The sequence below is a fragment of the Streptomyces roseofulvus genome (assembly GCF_039534915.1).
In the GTDB taxonomy this organism is placed as follows: domain Bacteria; phylum Actinomycetota; class Actinomycetes; order Streptomycetales; family Streptomycetaceae; genus Streptomyces; species Streptomyces roseofulvus.
Window position 1 is genome coordinate 7,036,262 of the sequence record NZ_BAAAWE010000001.1, and the last position, 19,879, is coordinate 7,056,140.

General features: G+C 68.9%; 17 protein-coding genes. 10 read left to right on the forward strand and 7 right to left on the reverse strand.

Annotated elements, in window-relative coordinates; genetic code table 11:
* Positions 1 to 225 precede the first annotated feature (225 nt).
* The 7 genes from ABFY03_RS32405 to ABFY03_RS32435 all read right to left on the reverse strand — a co-directional run bounded on the left by ABFY03_RS32405 (position 226) and on the right by ABFY03_RS32435 (position 8,237).
* Positions 226 to 1,272 carry a branched-chain amino acid aminotransferase gene (locus ABFY03_RS32405; protein WP_346171512.1) on the reverse strand — a complete coding sequence of 349 codons (1,047 nt, stop codon included), beginning with the start codon at positions 1,270 to 1,272 and terminating at the stop codon, positions 226 to 228.
* Positions 1,269 to 2,045, reverse strand: a complete 777-nt coding sequence (locus ABFY03_RS32410; protein WP_346171513.1) for a thioesterase II family protein — start codon at positions 2,043 to 2,045, stop codon at positions 1,269 to 1,271. The genes ABFY03_RS32405 and ABFY03_RS32410 overlap by 4 nt, the downstream gene beginning before the upstream one ends.
* Complete coding sequence (locus ABFY03_RS32415) at positions 2,039 to 3,898, reverse strand: hypothetical protein (RefSeq protein WP_346171514.1); 1,860 nt, start codon at positions 3,896 to 3,898, stop codon at positions 2,039 to 2,041. The genes ABFY03_RS32410 and ABFY03_RS32415 overlap by 7 nt, the downstream gene beginning before the upstream one ends.
* A 42-nt stretch (positions 3,899 to 3,940) precedes the next feature.
* Complete coding sequence (locus ABFY03_RS32420; protein WP_346171515.1) at positions 3,941 to 4,966, reverse strand: phosphotransferase; 1,026 nt, start codon at positions 4,964 to 4,966, stop codon at positions 3,941 to 3,943.
* Positions 4,967 to 5,054: 88 nt separating this feature from the next.
* The gene (locus ABFY03_RS32425) at positions 5,055 to 6,095 is read right to left on the reverse strand and encodes an inosamine-phosphate amidinotransferase 1 (RefSeq protein ID WP_346171516.1); all 1,041 of its coding nucleotides are present in this window, start codon (positions 6,093 to 6,095) and stop codon (positions 5,055 to 5,057) included.
* A gap of 85 nt (positions 6,096 to 6,180) precedes the next feature.
* On the reverse strand, positions 6,181 to 6,957 hold the full coding sequence (locus ABFY03_RS32430) for an aminotransferase class IV (RefSeq protein WP_346171517.1): 777 nt from the start codon (positions 6,955 to 6,957) through the stop codon (positions 6,181 to 6,183).
* Positions 6,954 to 8,237: a nucleotide sugar dehydrogenase gene (locus ABFY03_RS32435; protein WP_346171518.1), complete on the reverse strand. Its 1,284-nt coding sequence runs from the start codon at positions 8,235 to 8,237 to the stop codon at positions 6,954 to 6,956. Before ABFY03_RS32435 ends, ABFY03_RS32430 begins: the two co-directional genes overlap by 4 nt.
* Before the next feature lie 525 nt (positions 8,238 to 8,762).
* On the opposite strand from ABFY03_RS32435, the gene ABFY03_RS32440 reads away from it, so the two are divergent.
* The 10 genes from ABFY03_RS32440 to ABFY03_RS32485 all read left to right on the forward strand — a co-directional run bounded on the left by ABFY03_RS32440 (position 8,763) and on the right by ABFY03_RS32485 (position 19,851).
* Positions 8,763 to 9,785, forward strand: coding sequence for a phosphotransferase family protein (locus ABFY03_RS32440; RefSeq protein ID WP_346171519.1), 1,023 nt, complete (start codon positions 8,763 to 8,765; stop codon positions 9,783 to 9,785).
* An 18-nt stretch (positions 9,786 to 9,803) separates the two neighbouring features.
* On the forward strand, positions 9,804 to 10,844 hold the full coding sequence (locus ABFY03_RS32445; RefSeq protein WP_346171520.1) for an NAD-dependent epimerase/dehydratase family protein: 1,041 nt from the start codon (positions 9,804 to 9,806) through the stop codon (positions 10,842 to 10,844).
* A complete protein-coding gene (locus ABFY03_RS32450; protein WP_346171521.1) occupies positions 10,841 to 12,103 on the forward strand; it encodes an MFS transporter in 1,263 nt (420 codons plus the stop codon). Before ABFY03_RS32445 ends, ABFY03_RS32450 begins: the two co-directional genes overlap by 4 nt.
* A gap of 35 nt (positions 12,104 to 12,138) precedes the next feature.
* Positions 12,139 to 13,344 carry a DegT/DnrJ/EryC1/StrS family aminotransferase gene (locus tag ABFY03_RS32455; protein WP_346171522.1) on the forward strand — a complete coding sequence of 402 codons (1,206 nt, stop codon included), beginning with the start codon at positions 12,139 to 12,141 and terminating at the stop codon, positions 13,342 to 13,344.
* Positions 13,341 to 14,264 carry a hypothetical protein gene (locus ABFY03_RS32460; protein ID WP_346171523.1) on the forward strand — a complete coding sequence of 308 codons (924 nt, stop codon included), beginning with the start codon at positions 13,341 to 13,343 and terminating at the stop codon, positions 14,262 to 14,264. Before ABFY03_RS32455 ends, ABFY03_RS32460 begins: the two co-directional genes overlap by 4 nt.
* Before the next feature lie 17 nt (positions 14,265 to 14,281).
* Positions 14,282 to 15,535, forward strand: a complete 1,254-nt coding sequence (locus ABFY03_RS32465) for a M20 family metallopeptidase (protein ID WP_346171524.1) — start codon at positions 14,282 to 14,284, stop codon at positions 15,533 to 15,535.
* Positions 15,532 to 16,851, forward strand: coding sequence for a DegT/DnrJ/EryC1/StrS family aminotransferase (locus ABFY03_RS32470; RefSeq protein WP_346171525.1), 1,320 nt, complete (start codon positions 15,532 to 15,534; stop codon positions 16,849 to 16,851). Before ABFY03_RS32465 ends, ABFY03_RS32470 begins: the two co-directional genes overlap by 4 nt.
* Positions 16,829 to 17,755, forward strand: a complete 927-nt coding sequence (locus ABFY03_RS32475; RefSeq protein ID WP_346171526.1) for a GNAT family N-acetyltransferase — start codon at positions 16,829 to 16,831, stop codon at positions 17,753 to 17,755. The genes ABFY03_RS32470 and ABFY03_RS32475 overlap by 23 nt, the downstream gene beginning before the upstream one ends.
* A 27-nt stretch (positions 17,756 to 17,782) precedes the next feature.
* Positions 17,783 to 18,781, forward strand: a complete 999-nt coding sequence (locus ABFY03_RS32480; RefSeq protein WP_346171527.1) for a phosphotransferase — start codon at positions 17,783 to 17,785, stop codon at positions 18,779 to 18,781.
* 62 nt (positions 18,782 to 18,843) lie between these two features.
* The gene (locus ABFY03_RS32485; RefSeq protein WP_346171528.1) at positions 18,844 to 19,851 is read left to right on the forward strand and encodes a ribose-phosphate diphosphokinase; all 1,008 of its coding nucleotides are present in this window, start codon (positions 18,844 to 18,846) and stop codon (positions 19,849 to 19,851) included.
* Positions 19,852 to 19,879 lie beyond the last annotated feature (28 nt).

Genomic DNA, 19,879 nt, shown 5'->3' on the forward strand with positions numbered 1-19,879 from the left:
GTGTGGAAACAGCCCTTGACCTGCACAAACGCAGGCAGGGAGCCTACCTCCAGGAGTACCTCGATGATCCGTACCATGTTCAAGTCCCACATCTGACATCTGGACGTTTCCCCAGGTCAGCGGCGTGGCGACGGGGCTTTGGTCAGCAAACGGTCAGCATCAGCCTCTTGGGTTGCAGGCAGAGGCACCAGTTGGCGCGGCGGTTGCCAGGGTGTGGCCGTTGGCCTACGGAACCGGGAGGTGCAGCAGCCAGCCGTGCGGGTCGGGTGCTCTTCCGAAGTGCACGTCGGACAGTGCTCTGCGCAGCTGTTCGGCCACGGGTCCCATGCCACCGGTTCCGACCGTCCACGAGGTGTCCTCGGTATGCAGGACCCCGACCGGGGAGACCACAGCTGCGGTGCCGCAGGCGAATACCTCGGTGATCTCGCCGCTCTCGCAGTCCCGTCGCAGCGCATCGATGGTGATGGCCTCTTCGGCCACGTCATGGCCCAGGTCCGCCGCAAGGGTCAACAGGGAAGCACGCGTCACCCCCGGGAGCAGAGTGCCGGTCAGTGGCGGGGTCACAACCTGGGCCGAATCGCCCCGGCGTCGGACGAAGAACAGGTTCATGCCGCCCAGCTCCTCGACCCAGCGGCGCTCGCGGGAGTCCAGCCACAGCACCTGCTGGCAGCCGTGTTCCGCGGCCTCGGCTTGGGCAAGGAGCGTCGCGCCGTAGTTCCCGGCGCATTTGGCGGCGCCAGTACCGTCCGGCACGGCCCGCGCATAGCGGCGGCCGGCATACACCGAGACCGCGGGCCTGGCCGGGTCGAAGAACGAACCCGAGACGAAGGCCAGCGCCAGGAAGCGGTAGTGGTCGGCGGGCCGCAGAGCGAGGTTCGCCTCCGAAGCGAACATGAGTGGGCGCAGATAGAGACTTTGGCCTTCAGCGGAGGGGACACTGGCCCGGTCGACGGCCACCAGCTGCGTCACCGCGTCGACGAAAACGTCCGCAGGCAATTCCGGCATCGCGAGGCGACGGGCGGAAGCAGCGAACCGGTGGGCGTGCTCATGCGGTCGGAAGATCGCGATGCGGCCGTCCTGCTGCCGGTAGGCCTTCAGCCCTTCGAAGACGACTTGGCCGTAGTGCAGGCCCACCGTGGCGGGATCCAGAGTGAGGGGACCGTACGGTCGCAGAACCGGTCGGTTCCAGCCGTCCTCGCGCGACCATTCGGCAGTGACGAGATGGGGGGTGAAGTGCTGCCCGAAGCCAGGTTCCGCGGCAGTCGGCGTCATCGTGAGCTCACCCCATCAGGAGAGGAAACGGGTCGTGCGGCCGGAACGGAACAGCGCGGCGGGAGCGTGAGCAGTGCCGCGATGCAGTCGATGTGTTCGTCGGCCAGGAGAAAGAAGTGACCTTCGTCGAAGAGGCGGATGCGAATCGGGCGGCTGGTGTGCGTCTGCCAGTCCGCCAGGGCTTGCTCCGACACGAGTGGGTCACGCGTCCCCCCCAGGACGGTGACCGGTACGTCGATCCGCACCCCGCTCAGGCGTGCGCGGGCCTCGGCGGCCAACGTGAGGTCCGCCTGCATGACCGCATGGAGGTGCCCGCGCCACTCGGCGTCCGCCAGCACGTCCGGCGTGGTGACACCGGCCGCTGCGATGAGCTCGTCGACCGTGCGGCTCGGGTGCCCTTCGCGGGTGGCCGGGTCCGAACCGCTGATCACGAGGGCGGCAACGTTGCCCGCGAGGCGGTCCGCGGCGAGTGCGGCGAGGAGCCCGCCCAGACTGTGGCCGAAGACGAGGGTCGGCAGCCGGCGGTGGCGTGCCAGCTCGCTCTCAACCGCTTCGAGTACAGCGTCCACACAGGTATTGGGGGCCTCTCCTATCCGCGCACCGCGACCTGGCAGGACCACGCCGACGACCTCGACCGAGCGGTGGATGCCGCGCAGCAGCGGACCCAGCGTCGCCGGACCGCTCCCCGAGGGTGGGAAGACCAGAAGGCGCTGTGCCGGCGAGTCCGACGCGGAGCGCAGCACCTGGAGCCATGGCCCGGTTGGCGTCACCATGCCTGGGACGCATCCTCGTGCGGCAGGATGCCGAAGTTGTGCCGCGCGATGCTGACGGCGAGGTTCTGCACCGAGAAGGCCGTGTAGTAGTAGATCTGGGGGACGATTTCCTGGCCCAATGCGAGGGTGAACGTGTCGGCAGCCCGCCCGTCGTCCCCGACCGTCGTCTCGCGCAGCGGCTGGTCGAGCGTGTAGTCGGTCAGGTAGCGGGGCGTGAGGAGACCGTAGTGCAACGGCCCGGGGGCGGCGTCAGCCATCTCGACTCGGGCAGCCAGCGGCCCTCCGAGCACGACCGAGGTCGGTGAGGACGTCCGGAGGTCCGGTCCGCCGTCGAAGCGGAAGTACCCGTCGCCGCAGCGGACGCACACGATGACCTCGATGTCGGGGATGACCCGGGCCTGACCGGACCGCAGGAACTTCTGCGCCGTGTCGCCGCAGGCACCGCACGCCACCGGGGTGGCCGGCGTACGCACGACGCTTCGGTCGGCCCAGTAGTTGGTGTAGTCCATGATCGCGTCGCGCGGTTCGTCCGCGAGCCGTTGAGCGATTGCGCGGTCCAGACTGTGCAGGTCGCGCGTCAGCCGTGTGCGCAGGGTGGCGGCTTCGGCCGCGGAACCACGGGGCATGAGCCGCAGATACTTGCGAGCGAACTTCGAGAAAGCGGGGCGCAGCGGGTGGCTCGTCGGGAGGAGGTCGCTCTCCGCCCAGGCCAGTGCCCGGTCGAGGGAGATGGCCAGGAGTTCTTCCGTCTCCTGGATCACGGCTGGCCGCAGCAGGTGCGGCGGACGGGCGGGGGGAATGGCCGGTCCCGCCTGGGGAGCGGCGCCGTAGCGGAGGAAGGACGCGTAGGGGTCCACGTCGGCCGTGCTGGCGTGCAACAGCTGTACGAGGTCCTCGCCCGGTGTGTAGTCGTCGCGGAAGAGCAGGGCTTCGCGGCGCCCGGCGTCGCTCGCGGTCACCGTGGCGACCACGGTCTGGGCCGTTCCGTCGATGGCCGCCAGAGCCAGCTGGTACCGCACCGCGTACGAGCCGGCATCGACGAACGGGCCGCTGTGGCATCCGCTGAGGATCAGTTCGGCTGCGCGGAAATCGGTGGGCCGGATGAGCTTGTCGGCATCCTTCGGGCAGGGGTGGCCGTAGCCGCAGCGGGGCTTGAGGGTGACGGGCCCCTCCGGGGCCTCGGCGTCGCTGAGACCGCAAAGTCCCCAGTCGCCCAGGTGCAGGAGGTCGTCCTTGCTGTGGGACTGGAACTTCAGGCTGCGCCAGGTGTGCGCCGCGAGGTGGTTCCGGAGGTCAAGGGTGGCGAAGTCCTCGGTGGTGAGGACCTGGACCGAGGGTGTGGAGTCCACGGGGTCGAGGCCGGTGAACAGGGCCCGCTCGGTGACGTCGGCCCGTACACGGGCGTACTGCTTGGCCGCGAGCCAGCTGAGCGAGGCCAGGTCCCGGCCGGTGAGCACGCCGACCCCGGGCCGGGGCGCGTGGTAGCCCATGAGCGGCGCCAGCACGCCGGACGGCAGATCCTGATGGAGTCCGCACACCAGCAGCCGGCCCGCGGCGGGTGCGTCTGCCGGGTCCGTGGACCAGCGGCGCGCCAGCGGACGGAGCAGCACGCGTACGGCGTCCGCCGCGGGTCCGGCGCCGAGGAGGTCGACACCATGGTCGGCCGGTTCCGGACGGGTGGTCCCGTCGTACACCTCCTCGGCCATCAGGGCGGCTCGGCGCAGGTCGGGACGCCCAGCGGCCAGGAAGGGGATTCGCGTGAGGTTCCCCGCGGCCAGGTCGCGTCCGGCCGCTGCGAGAGCCTCCGGGCCGTCGCAGGGGGTGAACAGCGGGGTGGTGTCGCCGCGCGTCATCACGCGCACCGCCTTTCGTCGTCTTTCGTCGGGCCCTGCGGGCTAGTAGGAGGCGCCTTCGCTGAGGAGCTTTCGCAGCCAGCGCGCTTCGGCGTACTGGAAGTACGGGCCGAGGGGTGAGCGGTCGAGGCCCTGCAGGGCGCTGCGCCAGGCCGTGACCTTCCCGGCCACGGCGAGCCGGATGGCCAGTTCGGCCGCCTCATCGAGCTCCGCGCGGCTGTGGCGGCCGGCCCACGCTTCGAAATAGGCGTCCTTCACCCGGCGGACCTCCGGACTGTCGGAGCCGACAGCGAACTGCTGCATCACGTGGCGGATCGGATACGTCAGACTTGCGAAGGGATGGGCGACGCAGGCGTCGGTCCAGTCGATGAAGACGGGGCCGGTCGCGGGCATCAGTACATTGCCGGGGGTGAGGTCGTCGTGCTGGATGGTGTACGCGATGCCGATAGCGTCCAAGCGCACGCACTGGGCGTTGAACTCGGCCATGCCGGCGTGGAGAGCGTCGAGTTCGCCGTGGTCCAACCCGGGGTCAGGACCGAGCAGGCGCTCGTCGTCGGCGAGTACGTCCGCTAGCACCCCGGGCATGGCTGCGGGCGACTTGTCGGGGACGCCGAGACTCTTCAGGGTGTCGAGATGCGCGGTGGATTCGACCTGGAGGGCGGCGTACTCGCTGAGGACGGTCTCCCAGTGGGACAGCGCAGGCTCGGTGGCGAGGATGCTGCTCAGCGGAGGGCCCGCATCGGCGGTCAGGAACCATCCGTGGTCAGCTTCCTCTGCGAGGACGTGCGGGACACGGGTTCCGGCCCAGCCGCGGAGTTCACGCAGGACCCGTGCTTCGTGCCGGTAGCCGGGTCCGTTGGCCTTGAACCAGACGACGCCCTGATCGGTGGGCAGCCGCATGATCGTGGCGTAGGGGCGCGTGTAGAGCTGCTCCAGCGGACCGGCCGGGCGGATGCCGTGATCGGCCAGGCGGTGGGACACCCAAGCGCAGGCCTCCGCGCGCCATGACGGTGTGTGCCAGAGCCAGTCGCGCTGCTCGGGCGGTGTGCTGCCGTCGATCGCGAGCACGTCTGGTCCTTTCAGTCGGTTCGGGTCGTCCTGTCCTCGTGGGTCCGCCGGCACCACGGGGGTGCGGGCGGACCCACGAGGGTACGGATCAGCTGTAGGTCTCGAGCGTGCCGCGGCGGCGGACATCGAGGGTGACGCAGTGGAAGCCGCCGGCCAGTGTGCGGGCGTGGGTGAGCTGCACGGGCAGGACGTCGATCTTGTGCTTCTCCAGCTCCCGGATCAGGCCGGTCTGGCGCTTGTCGACGGCGACCAGGTCGGGGCTGACGCTGAACATGTTCATGCCGACCCAGATGGAGCAGTTGGCCTCTTCGCCGGCGAAGCCAATGTCGACCGGCTCGGGGGCCCAGATGACGTCCCAGTCCTTGAGGACCGCGGGCATGTTCTCCTTGGTCACGCGGGCGGGGTTGACCATGACCAGGCCGGGCCGCAGGGCGACGAAGGTGGTGTCGATGTGCGTGGAGGCGTATACGTCGCGCACCGGGTGGACCTTGTACTGGTCCCCGAGGGTGGACTGCAGCCAGCGCAGGCCGAGTTCGTTGCCGCTGTCGGAGACGAGGTAGAGGATGTCGGTGCCCAGACGCAGCACGTTGGCGGCGTCGAATGCCGGCTCCAGGTTCTGGACGCGCTTGCCGACCGGCGCGGACAGGTCGTACATCTCATCGGCGAGGCGCGGCTTGGGGGCCGAGATCCAGCGCGCGCCGCTGTTGAAGTACTCCAGGAAGAGGTCCTTGTAGGCCAGGTACTCGTGGAACCGGGCGCGCAGCGGCATCGGCGTTTCGATGATGGTATTGCCGATGGTCAGGAAGCCGTCGCGCGGGCAGTAGTCCGGGAAGGCGTCGGTCTGCCAGTCGGGGGTGCCCGCGACGACCGCGTGATCGCGGGGAGCGGGCCGGCGTACGGTGACGCCGACGTTCTCCAGCTCCTTGCACAGGACGTTGAGCTCTTCCTCCGTCTCCTCGATCACGTGCTGAGGGTGCAGACCGGAGGGAACGTCCTCCTCGGTCTGGGCGTCGGAGAACTCGATCACTCGCATCGAGAGGTCGCCCTTGGGGACGCGGGCGTCGATCGCCGTACCGACGATGACCTCTTCCAGCGGGTCCCACTCGTTGTGGACGTCGACCAGACTCATGTGCGTCTTCCTCATTTCGTGTTCGGGACGGAGCGCCGGGGGCGCCGTCCTGGGGTGTGGAGAGCCGTCGGTGCGGCGGCGGGGTTCACAGGGCGTCCCACGGCACGGATGCATGCGCGTCGTAAACCGCGGGCATGAGCGGATGCGCATCGGGCATCAGCCGGTCGTCGAGTCGCGAGACCGGCGCGACGCCGCGGGAGTTCACGACGAAGGCGCCCGTGTACGTGGCCATGCCGTCGACGGGCACGCGCTCGCGGCGCGTCCGGATGCCCCGCTGTGGGAGGTGTGCTTCGAGTAGCCGCATGGTGATCCCGTAGAGGGCTGGACCCACGGGCCATACGACGTCGCGTTCGGTGAAGAAGCCGATGTTGGTGGTCGCGCCCTCGCTCACGAACCCGCCCGAGGTCAGCAGCACGCTGTCGTAGCCGTCGCGCTCGGCGGCCCGGGCCAGGCGGATCTTGCCGAAGTTCCCGATGTGCTTGAGATGGGGTTCAGGCCGCTGGTAAGCGACGGTGCGCAAGCTGCGGGGCGCACGCGGCATTTCGGAGGCAGGCGCGACGACGACCATGGTGCGGGGAGATTCCGCGGGATCCGGGCCGAAGACGTAGACGCGTACCGTGGCGTCGGCGTCCGGGGTGGGCAGCGCGTCGCGGATGCGTCGCCGCAGCAGAACCGGGTCGAGGTCGGCGCCGAAGAGTTCGAGGGTTCCCTCGACCAAGCGGTCCAGATGGAGCGCGAGCCCACGCGCCCGCCCTCCCCTGACCTGCATGGCCGTGGAGTGCCCGTAGTTGAGGAAGGCCAGTTCCGCCATGCCCGCCACGGTCGCGGGCCGACCGTCGATCTCGATGTGCTCGGCGCTCACAGAAGCTCGAACCGTCCGGGCTGGTCCACGTCGGCTCGGTTGCCGGCTCGGCCACGCGTGTGGCCCCGGGTGTCGAACAGGAGCCGGGCATGGCGCTCGAGCAGGGCGGCATCGTACTCCCGGTGCCCTGCCAGTAGCAGGACCAAGTCCGCTTCCTCCAGGGCAGGAACGAGCCCGTCGGCAGCCGGGACCGGGATGCCGTCCACCCTCCAGACGGGTACGTACGGATCGTGGTAGGCGAGGTCGGCTCCGAGGGCGCGGAGCCGCCGGGCGACGGCCGAAGCGGGAGAGGACCGCTGGTCCGCGATGTCGTTCTTGTACGTGACTCCGAGGAGCAGGATTCTGGCTCCCTTGACCGACCTGCCTTCGTTGTTGAGGATCTGCTGAGCGCGTTCGGCAACGTAGCGCGGCATGCGGTCGTTGATCTCCTGTGCCAGCTCGACGAACCGGAAGGGGAAGCCGAGCTGCTTGACGCGGTAGGACAGGTAGTTCGGGTCGATGGGGATGCAGTGGCCTCCGACGCCCGGCCCGGGGCGGAACGCCTGGAAGCCGAACGGCTTCGTCGCCGCGCATTCGATGGCGTCCCACAGATCGACGTCGAGCTCGCGGCTGAACAGCGCCATCTCGTTGACGAGGGCGATGTTGACGTGCCGATAGGTGTTCTCGAGGAGCTTGGCCATCTCGGCCTCGCGGGTTCCCTTGGCCTGCACCACCCGGTCGACGAGCTTCCCGTAGAAGGCCGCCGCGACCGAGGTGCACGCGGCCGTGTACCCGCCGACGACCTTGGGCGTGTTGCGCAGTCCGTACTCCGGGTTGCCCGGATCGATGCGCTCGGGAGAGAACGCCAGGTGGAAGTCGACGCCGGCGACCAGCCCGCTGCGCTCCAGAATGGGCAGGACGAGTTCCTCGGTGGTGCCCGGGTACGTGGTCGACTCCAGCACCACGAGGGTGCCGGGCCGCAGACGGTCCGCTATGGCCTGTGCCGCTGCTTTGACCGGTCCCAGATCCGGGCCGCCGTCGGAGGTGAGGGGTGTGGGCACGCAGATGACGACCGTGCGTGCCCCCTCCAGGACCGCCTCGTCTCCGGACGGCCGGAAGCCGTCGTTCAGCATGGCCTGCACGTCCCCGTCGTCGACGTCGTCCACCCGCGTGCGGCCCGCCCGAAGCTCGGCGACCACTTCCGGGTTGCGGTCCAGGCCCGCCACCCGCAGGCCGGCCCGGCACGCCTCTCGGGCGAGGGGCAGCCCCACGTAGCCAAGTCCCACGACCACAAGGTCCACGGGTGGCTCCTTTCGGAGAATCTCAGGGAAGGAAGAAGTCGGTTCCGGAGAACGCGCCGGGTTCGACGAAGAGGCAGCGAATGCCGCAGCCGTCCCGGCTTAAAGGAAGCGCCATGTGCGAGGAAAGAGGGGATCCGTCACCGGAGGTCAACCCAGGGTGAATATTTGAATAGGGAACAGCCTTGCCGAATCGGTGCATTCAGCACCCGATCGATCAGCCCGTGATGCACCCTGCCAACCGCTAGGCCGCTTGTCCAGTCAGCCAAATCGGGCAAATCTGATCATGGCGTTCGCAACCAATGGGCCGGATCGGCCTCCGCAGTGCAGTGCGGAAATTCCCGCATGACCGTTTTGGTGGGAGATGTAATGGGCGGCTGGACCCTCGCAACTGTGGACATTCTGCACTGAAATCCCTGGAGTAGCTACCGGAATTACCCATTCCTCAAAAGGTAGTTCATGCTCTGTTCGCTTGATCGAGTGACAAGGGTCACGAGCGTGCAGCGGTCATCAGGCCTGTTCAGCGGCGTGACGGCTGACTACGATCTAGCGATCATGAGTGTTGAAATTTGCACCCGCCAAGACTGGGAGACCCCCGGGTGGCGAGAACAAGCGGATTCCTGGATCGGGGCGGTCTGCGCGGAGCTGGGAATTGGAATCGTTCATTCCATTCGTCAGACTCACGTACGGGCCTGGTCGACCGTCATGCGGGTTGAAGTCGGTGAACGCGTTGTCTGGTTCAAGGCGAACAACGAAGCAGCGCGACACGAAGCCGCCCTTCTCCTGAAAATGGGCGAATGGACTCCAGGCGCCGTACCTGCGGTGATAGCGGCCGATACGGACCTGGGATGGTTCCTCACCGAAGACGCCGGACCGGATCTGGCCTCATTGCTGGCCGCGGATTCCGATGTCCGCCACTGGGAAGCGGCGTTGAGCGAATACGGCGCCCTGCAGCGGAGCCTGGAACCCCACGTTTCCGACATGCTGGCGCTCGGGGTTCCCGATTGCCGCCCCGCGGCCATGCCCGGCCTGCTCGACGACATGCTGGGTGACCCCGGGGTGTGCGGTGTCGACGAGCCCGCGGGGATGACGCAGGAGGTCCACACCCGGCTACTGGACTTCCGGCCGCGCTTCGCTGCCATGTGCGACGAACTCGATGCCTACGGCATCCTGCCCAGCCTCCAGCACGACGATCTGCACCGCTCCAACGTCTTCGTGGCCGACGGCCGGCATTGCTACCTCGACTGGGCCGACGCAAGCGCGGCACACCCCTTCGGCAGCCTGATCTATCCGCTGCTGCAGGCCGCAGAACTGCCCGGTGGTCGAGATCCGGTCCGTATCGACCGCCTTCGCGACGCCTACCTGGAGCCCTGGACCGATGCGCTCGACCGGTCCGCCCTGCGTACCGCGGCCGACCTCTCCGTCAAGGTCGCCAGTGTCGGCCGGGCCATGGTGTGGCGCCGCGCGGTGACCGCGGGCGACCGCGCAGCACTCAAGGAGTACTACGCCACCGGTGTCCCCCGCTGGCTGCAGAAGATCCTCCCTGCCTAGATCGTCTTCGCCGCCACCGTGCGCGGCATACCGATTGGTTCAAGCATGAGCACCGCCGGAAGTTCCAGCATCTCCGTCACCGACAGCAGAGTCCTCGTGACGGGCGGTTTCGGATTCATCGGGTCCTGGCTGGCGCATAAGCTGGTCGCCGACGGAAACTCCGTCACACTCCTCGACATCGCCTCACCGGCCGGGTCCTGCGCAGAGGCGCTCGGACTGACCACTCACCCCGACGTCCGGTGTGTCATCGGGGACCTCATGGATCCGGGCGCATTCAGCGGTCTGGGGACGGAGTTCACGCACATCGTCCACGCCGCCGGATTCCTCGGCATCCACAAGGTGGTGGAACAGCCCGTAGCCACTCTCGACGTGAACATCCTCGCCACACGGACCGTGCTGGAGTTCGCCCGGGCGCAACAGGACCTGAAGCGCGTGGTGTTGTTCAGCACCAGCGAGGTCTACGGGCAAGAGGCATCGGACGTGTCCGAGACGGATCCCGCTGTCGTGGGGACCGACTCCACCCGTTGGGGATACGCGGCGAGCAAGCTCGCCGTCGAGTTCTACGGCCGGGCCTACCACGAGCACCACCACGTGCCGGTCGTCACCGTACGCCCCTTCAATGTGTACGGCCCCCACCGAGCGGGGTCGAACGCCATGACCGCACTCGTCTCGCGGGCCCTGCGTGGTGAGGAACTGCACATCAGCGGCGACGGCTCCCAGAGCAGGGCCTGGTGCGAGATCACCGACTTCGTGGACGGCCTGATCCGCTGCCTCGCCATGCCCGAAGCCGTCGGCGAGATCTTCAACCTCGGCGACGACAAAACAGCCTTGTCTCTGCTGGAGCTCGCCGAGAAGATCGTGGACCTCACGAGCTCCGCCTCCTCGATCCGCGTCATCGGTGACGCAGTCCCCGATGTGCGGTCCCGCAGACCGGTCATCGACAAGGCCCGCACGATCCTCGGCTACGCTCCCAGCACGTCCGTCGACGAAGGCATCACAGCCGTGGTCCGGGCGATGCGCGAAACGGCCGACGGCGTGCTGGCCCAGTCCGCCCGATGAGTGACACCTCCCCCGCCGAGGCCGGCTCCCAGCACCGGAGCGCAGGGCGGGCACAGACGCGTGCGCTGCTGTCGCACGGCCCGGTAAGGCTGCTCTTCGGGGCCAGGAGCGTCTCGCTGCTCGGAGACTTCCTCGTGCCCGTCGCACTCGCCACGGCCCTGTTGCAGAATGGCGGCGGGCCGACGGATCTGGGGCTCGTCCTCGCTGCCAGATCGGTGCCCGGCGTTGTGTTCCTCCTGCTGGGAGGAGCTGTCGGAGACCGCCTCTCCAGACGTCATGTGATGGTGGTAGCAGAATCGGTCGCGTGCCTCTCGCAGCTCGCGCTCGGGGTCGTGATTCTCACCGGCCGACTTTCTGTTCCCCTCGTCGCCGCGCTCGTCGCGGTGCGTGCGACGACCTCCGCCTTCTTCAATCCGGCGGCCACGGGAGCGATCGCCGACGTGACCCCGTCGGGGTTGCTCCAACGTGCCTACGGGCTGTTCGGCACGGCCGCGACGGCCGCCGAGCTCCTCGGCCCGGCGGTGGCGGGCGGGCTGCTGATCTGGCTCAGCCCGGGGTGTGTGATCATCGCGGACGGGATGACCTTCGCGGTCAGTGCCGCCCTGGTGTGGCGGCTGCCGCTCAGTCGGCCGCGGCCCTCGGCGGAGCGGCCCCCACTGCGCCGCGAACTCCTGGGTGGGTTTGTCCACCTCAGGCGTGAACGCTGGCTGGGCGTGCTGATCCTCAGTGCCTGTGCCTTCCAGTTCTTCTTCATCACCAGTCTGGACGTGCTTGGCCCCAGCGTGATCGCCGACATCATGGGGACCGCGGCGGGGTGGTCGGTCCTGATGGTGGCCTTCGGTATCGGCGCGACGGCGGGCAGCTTGCTGGGCATGCAATGGCGTGTCCGACAGCCTTTGGTCGCCGCGTGCACCGCCATGGTGTGCCTGTCCGGTCCTGCCCTCGTTGCCCTCGCCCTGGAAGCCCCGCTGTGGATGCTGGCCGTCTCCCAGATGGGGGCGGGCCTCGCGATGGGGCTGTTCAACGTGCTGGAGCAGTACACGATCGCCGAGCGGGTCCCCACCGAGCTGATGGCCCGCGTCGATTCGGTCAACCGGCTCGGATCGAGCGTGCTGCGCCCCGCCGGGATGGCCATGGTCGGCCCTGTCGCCGGGCTGCTGGGAACGGGACACACCCTGCTCCTGGCGGCAGCCGCCGCGACCATCGCCATGGCCGTCCCGCTGGCCGTGAGCGACGTCCGGGCACTGCGCCGGCGCTGAGCCGGCCACCAACACATCTGATGAAAGGAGGGGACATGACGATCCCCTATGCGCGCCCGTACTGGACCGAAGAGGAAGTGGACGCCGTCGCGGAGACGGTCCGTTCCGGCTGGTGGACCTCCGGCAAGCGGGTCCAGCAGTTCGAGGACGGACTGCGAGCCGCCACGGGTGCCGAGGAGATCGTGACTGTCTCCAGCGGCACCACCGCCCTGGAATCCCTGCTCACCCTCGTGAAGCGGCCCGGGGCGCGGAGCCTGTTCGTCACCTCCTCCCTCAACTTCGCCGGCGGGCCGGCTGCTGCCCGGCACGCCGGCTACGACATCGCGTTCACCGACATCGACCCGCGCAGCCTGAACATGTCCGCGTCGTCGCTGCGGGCTCTGCTCGCGCGGACGTCCGATTCCTATGACCAGATCCTGGTCATGCCCGTGCATTTCGCGGGAGTTCCCGCAGACATGGACACCCTGGCTGCGGTCTGCGCCGTGTACGGCGCCGAGCTGGCGGAGGACGCCTGCCATGCCCTGGGCGGCCGCTACAACGAGGCAGGCCCCCTGATCGGCAGCCACCCCGCCTCGCTGGGCGCGGTCTTCAGCTTTCACCCCAACAAGCCGGTCGCAGCGGCCGAAGGCGGTGCCGTCTCGGTACGGGACCCGGAACTCGCCGCCCGCCTCCGCCTGTACCGCAACCACAACATGGACCGCAGCGCCGCGGCGTGGGAGCGGTCCGGAGCCGTCGGTGACACCCCGGATCCGTGGTTCTACGCAGTGGAGGAACCCGGCCGGAACCTGCGGCTCTCCGAGCTGCACGCAGCCATCGGGCAGGTCCAGCTGGCCCGGCTGCCGGAGAGCCTGGAGCGCCGCCGCACGCTCGCCCGCCGCTATCGGGAGGCGTTCGCGGCCAGTGACGGGCTCGCCTACCTGCCCGCAGCCGACCGCAGGCTCTCGGGATGGCACTTGTTCCCCGTCTCCTTCGACCTGAAGGCGGTGGGCCTCGATCGCAGGGCGGTCTTCGGATACTTCGCGGAGCGCGGCATCACGCTGCAAGTGCACTACATTCCGCTGCACCTCCAGCCCGCCTTCCGTACGCACGTGTCCGCCCCGGCCGGGTTCCCCCACCTCGACACGATTGCTCCGGGCATGGTGAGCCTGCCGCTGTTCCACGGGCTCGCCGATGACGAGCACCAGCACGTCGTGGACACCGTGCTGGGCCTCCTGGCCACGTCGGCGGGACGGCAGTCGTGAAGACCCTGGCCATTCCGTTCCTGGCCTGTGAACCGGAGCAGTACGACCCTGCGTGGGCCGACGAGGGATTCGGTACGGAGGCCTCCCTCTTCGACCGGGCCGATCTGCTGGACCCCGACTCATGGGCGACGGTGCGGCGCACGGTCCGCTCGGTGGCCGGTGCACGGCGGCACCCCTCGTTCACGTTCCACTTCCCCGTCAACGACTGCGACTACGTGGCCGATCCGGTCGTCCGCGACCGGCTGTGGGAAGCCGTCGACATGGTCGCGGACAACGAACTCGACGGCCTGGTCCTCCACTCCAACCGGGTCCGCACCACCGAGCAATGGCGGGAGCTGGACCTGCGGGCCGAGCGCGATCGCTTCGCGGAATTCGTCCAGGAGCTCGGCCGGCGGGTGGCGGGGGAGCGCTTCTGGATCGGCCTGGAGAACATGCCGCTGATGGGCAACGACGCCACCGACTTCGATCCCCTGCTGGTCTTTCCTCAAGACGTCGCTGGCCTGTGCAGCGACAACATCGGGCTCACCTGGGACTTCTGCCACTACAGCTACTCGGTTCACATCGCGGGCCTGCTGGCACAGGGGCTCGTGCCCGACAGCTCGGACTACGTCCCCGTCCCCGACGGCGTCGGCCATCTCGACTTCACGACGATCGACGATCTGATCGTGCACCACCACTTCAGCGCCTTCCTGGGACAGGCAGTGCGTGGTGGTGAGCAGTGCATCGAAGGAGTCGCCCCCTGGGAGAGCACCCTTCCCGAGCGCGTGTACGCCGACGCCTTCGCGGCGATCGCGCGGTCCGCCCGTGCCCGGACGGTCACTCTTGAGATCCGCGAGGAGGACTACCGCCGGCGCACGAAGGTGTTCGAAGTGGCCCGGTGGTGTCGTGACATCCTGGAACGCGAAGGAGCCCGAGCGTGAGGGCGGAGACCGGGGCCGTGACCGACGCCCTGCGCTCGGACTCCGAGGAACTCGTCGCCCTGCTCCAAGAGCTGGTGCGATGCCATCCGGTGTACGGGACTCCCGGCCAGCAGGCCGTCATGGACGTCGCGGAGCGACACCTGCGGGAGACGGGCCTGGCAGTCCGCCGGTTCGAAGTCGATCACGAGGCGCTTCGCCGTTCTGAGCACTACGTCGACGTGACCGCGTTCGGGGGCGAGTTCACCACGTACGGAGACGTGCCACGGGATGCGGTGAGCGCGTGGGCGGACTTTCCGGCGGACGGCCCCCACGTGGTTCTCAACGGCCACGTGGACGTGGAATTCGTCACCTCCCCGTACAGCTGGGACCGTCCGGGCCTTTGGTCCTCCGGCCTGGCGGCGGACGGCCGGGTGTACGGTCGGGGCACCTGCGACATGCTCGGTGGCGTGGCCTGCTATCTGTACGTGCTGCGCAAGATGGCCCCGCTCTTCGACCGGGCCCGCGGCGCCGTCACCGTGCAGATCGTCCTGGACGAGGAGATCGGCGGCAACGGCACGCTGGCACAGCTGCTGGAGCCGCGCGGCAAGCCCGTCGATGTCGCCCTGATCGCGGAACCCTCCGATCTGACCGTGTGCGAGCAGACACGCGGCTTCCACCAATTCGCCATCCACTACACCGGCGAGCCGGTGCACATGGTGTTCGCCCAGCCCTTCGACAACGCGAACCGAGCGCTTCCGGCGCTGATCGGCGCCCTGGAAGAGCTGGACGCATGGGTCGCCGATCAGGCCGGCTCCCGTACGGCGCGGCGCTACGTGATGTACGGGGATGTGCGAGGCGGCAGTGACGCCGCCGTACCGGCCGAGTCCGTGGAACTGCGCGTCACCTTGGCGTTGCCGCCGCAGGTCGGGGTGGATGAGGTCATGCGGCGTCTGGCCGACGATCTCGCAAGGCTGTCGCAGAGCTGGCCCCGCAGCCCTCGGATCCGCGACTACGGACTGCGCTTCCCCGGGAGCGAGCTCAGCGACGAACCGCTGGTCGAGGAGTTGCTGGCCGCCGGCCGGCGGCACGGCATGCTCCTGCTGCGGGATGAGTTCCCGAGCGCATGCGATGCCCGGCTCTTCGAGGCGTTCGGCATTCCCAGCGTCGTCTTCGGGCCGGGCAGCCTGCGGCGGGCACACAGCAGCGACGAGTGGGTGGACGTGTCGGAACTCGTCGACTACTGCGTGGTCCTCGCCGAGGCCCTCATGAAGACCTGGGGAGTCACATCGTGATTCCTGCTGTCTACGAGGAGGACGGCGGGGACACCCGCTACAACCCCCTTCCGGCCCGTGTCAGGGTCCCCTTGTGCCCTGCCCCCCGGCCTACGATCGGCTTCCTGCGGCGGCTTGCGGCCCTGGGCGGCGATCCCACGCGGACCGACCGGGCCGTCAGGATCGCACTCGGCCGTCGGCTGGGTGTGGATCCCGCGCGCGTCCTCCTGACCGAATCCGGCAGTCACGCTCTTGTGACGGCCTTGCGGATGCTGCGGAGGAACCCGCAGGACGAAGTGGTCGTGCCCGCCTTCTCCTGCCCGAGCCTGGTGGCGGCAGTCCTCGCCGCCGGCATGGTTCCGGTCCTGTGCGACCTGGACGAGGACTGGGCCATGGGCCCCGAGCAGGTCTCGCCCGTCCTGTCCGCGAGCACCCGCGTCGTCATCGCCGCCCACATATTCGGCACCCCAGCCGATCTGCCGGGGCTGCAGGAGCTGTGCGACGCCCGCGGCATCGACCTCGTCGACGACGCTGCCCAGGCCCTGGGCGGAGTCGTGGCCGGTCGGCCCATGGGGTCGTGGGGGCGCTGCGGTGTGCTGAGCTTCGGCCGGCACAAGCCGCTGTTCGCCGGCGGCGGGGGCGCTCTGGTCCTCGACGAGCGCGCCGCGGAGGTCCTGGCCGAACCCCTGCCGCAGCGCGCGCGACGTGGTGCGGGCTGGGATTCCCTTCTGCACGCTGCGAGGATGGACGCCCTGCGCCGGTTGGACACCCGGCTGCCGGTTCGGCTGCGATTGCAGCCCGCGCCGGTGGAGGATGCCCGCGTCCCGTTGGAGCACTACCAGCTCGCCGACGCGGGTGCCGCGGGCATGCCGGCCGTACACGGCGCCCTGCTCCTGGACCAGCTGTCCCGTCTGGACCAGGACCGCAGCCGGGTCCGGGCTGCTGCTGCCCGCTACACGTCAGCGCTGAGCCCGGCGCTGCTGCCTCCGCCCGACGCGGTACTCGCAGGTGAGCTCAACTTCGTCCCGCTGGTCTGTGCGCCTGCCGACCGCCGGAGCATCGCCGCGCACTTCGCCTCCCTGGGGGTGGAGACGACCTGGCTGTACTACCCGATGCACCGGGTGCGGCAGTACCGGGGCCGTGTTCGGGTGGGGCGGCTCCAGGTCAGCGACGCGTTGTGGAAGAGCGTGCTGTGCGTACCTGGGCGAGGGCGGCACACCGACGAACAGATCCGCCAGGTCGCTCACGCGATCAGAACAGCCCACCCGGTCCCCGGCCGGACCGCAATGGGCGGACAGACAACGGAAGGACCCCATGCCCGCCACCGTCAGCAGTGACCGCGTTTCGGACGTCACGGACCAGCAACCCTTGTTCGGGCACGACCGGCCGGAGATGTGGCCCTACCACACCCGTTACTGGGGCCAGGTGGTGTCCGGACTGTTCGGGGGTACCTTCCGGACGCTTCGGATCGAGCTGCCGGATCCGGTGCTGCTCCCCGTCATCGTCGGCGGATCGTTGGCCGAGGGAGGATTCTGCTCCGGCCACATCGGTTACGGGGGGGCCGTCCCGGAAGCGGCGGGCACCACACTCGACGCTTCCGACCATGTGCGCGCGGTCGTCGCCGCCCAGGAGTTCCTGGACCTGCCGTGCCGACGGCTGGTCACACCGCCGCTCGGCGAGGCCGCCCTTCCGCAGGGACCCGACCAGGGTGAGAGGCGCCGGACGTACCTGGTGGATCTGGCAGGTTCCGAGCAGGAGCAGCTGTCCTCCTACGCGCGCTCGCTCCCGGGCTCGGTCCGCAAGGCGCTTCGGTCCGGTGTCGAAGTCAGGCTGGTCACCACGGCGGACGCGGGCCAGGCCCTGGCCCTCGTACACCTCACACAGGCGGAGGTGGGTGCGACGTACCGGATGCCGCGCGGTCTGCTCGACGCGCTCGTCGACGGCGGGCCGGACTTCGGCACGGTTCTCGGCTGCTGGTACGAAGGCCGGCTGATCTCGGTCGGCGTGTTCCTGCGCACCGGAGGGAACGTCGGCTACCTGGCAACCGGCTGGGACCGGACCCACGCCAAACTGCGCGCCAACTATCTGATGGTGCATCACGCTCTGCGGTACTTCGCCGACCGGGGGGACCGGGTGGTCGACCTCGGCTACTCCCACCAGCCCGGCATCGTCGAGTTCAAGCGCCAGTGGGGCAGCAGACCGGCTGACTCCCTCGACCTCTCCGCCGCCGTCCAGGCGTGATACGACAACACGGAACCAGAAGGAATCATGGGTAACAGGCTTCACGAGATCTCTGCGGTATCGGACGAGGACGTCGCGTCCGTTGCGGAGCGATACGGGCTGGGTGGGGTGGCCTCGTGGTCGTTGTGCGGTCAGGGGCTGATCAACACCAACCTCCGCGTCGTCAGTGTGACCGGCTTCGAGTGGCTGCTGCGGATCTACGCACCGGACCGGCTGGAATCCGAGGTCCGCTTCGAGCTCTCCGTGCTCGAACAGCTGGAACGGGCGGACTTCCCGGCACCCCGGCCGCTGCGCGACCTCGAGGGTGAGCCGTTGGGGCGCCTGGGCGGCCGCTGTTTCTCGGTACTGACGTTCCTTCCCGGCGCCACCGTCGGCCAGGAGGGCCTGACCACTTCCCTAGCCCGTCAGGTGGGCTCCCTTTACGGCGCTTTCCGCGCGGCCGTGGCCGACTTCACCCCGGACGGAGCCCGCGAGAGCGGCGACCACGAGGCGGTCCTCCCGCTGCTGCGGACAACCCTCGCCGCTGTGGCCGAGGCGGAGCCGGGCGTGGCAGACCACGTGCGCACGGCCTGGGAATCGGTCGAGGCGGCCTTCCGTCCGGACCGGGACAGGGCCACGGGTGTGGTCCACGGCGACCTCTTCTACGAGAACATCCTCGTGCGGGGCGGCGAGCTGGTCGCGTTCATCGACTTCGACGACGCCTACTGCGGGCTGATCCTGCTGGACCTGGCCCTGGTCGTGATGGAGTTCGCGACTCCGCCGGACGAGATTCTCGACGGGACGTTGGCTGCAGCCGTGCTGGACGGCTACGCGCAAGCCGTCGGCGAACTCGAGTACACAGGCGCCGAGCTGTACGACGCCCTGCTGTTCCTGTGCTGCAAGTTCTTCTGCTACACGTTGGAACTCACCCTGGGGGAGGGGGAGCCGGCCACGGCCAATCCGTACTACCGCCGGCTGGTCGACCTCACCGCCCCTGGCCGCCGTGCCGCGCTGCAAGAAGTCCTCTCCGCCCGCGCGATCCGCTGAACGCACGAGGAATCCAGCCCGGGCCCGCAGGTACACCCCACAGACACGACACGGACACCACCATGAACAACATCGCCGTATTCGCCGGCAGCGCACACCGTGAACTCGCACAGGAGATCTGCGACAACCTCGGGGTGCCCCTGCTGCCGTCCACGGTCAAGCGGTTCGCCAACGACTGCATCGAGGTACAGCTCCAGGCGAACTGCCGTGAGAAGGACGTCTTCATCATCCATCCGCTGGTGCCTCCGGTGCAGGAGAACCTCGTCGAGCTGCTGCTGATGCTCGACGCGGCCCGCGGGGCGTCGGCAGCCCGGGTGACCACCGTGCTGCCGCACTACGCGTACGCCCGCTCGGACAAGAAGGACGCGCCGAGGATCTCCATCGCAGCCCGGCTGGTAGCCGATCTCCTGTCCACCGCGGGGGCCGGCCGGGTCCTGGCCATGACCCTCCACTCTCCTCAGGTGCACGGGTTCTTCGGCATCCCGGTCGACCACCTGCACGCGCTGTTCGAGCTGGCCGGCCACTTCCGTGGGCTCGACCTGTCGAACACCGTCATCGTCTCCCCGGACCTGGGCAACGCGAAAGAGGCAGCCTCCTTCTCCCGTATGCTCGGCGTTCCCATGGCTGCCGCGACCAAGCAGCGGCTCGCGGCGGACCAGATCGCGATCACCTCGATCATCGGTGATGTGGAGGGCCGGGACGTGATCGTCCTCGACGACGAGATCGCCCGCGGCAGCACCGTTCTGGGACTGCTGGACGAGCTGCGGGCCCGCAACGTGCGTTCGGTCCGGGTGGCCTGCACCCACGGTCTCTTCACCGATGGGGCAGTGGAGAAGCTCACTGCCGCGCCCGACGTGGTGGAGCTGGTGTGCACGAACACCGTGCCCATCCCCGCCTCCAAGCGCACGGACAAGCTCACGGTCATCTCCGTGGCCCCCGCGCTGGCCGAGGCCATCCGGAGGATCCACAAGGGGGAATCCGTAAGCGCCCTCTTCGAGGTGAATCAGGTCGCCCTCGTCGATGCGGCCGATCCGCACGCCGACGCTCCGGGCGCCGGCGAGCCGCAGTGAGTGCTCAGCCCTCTTCCGAATCCCACCG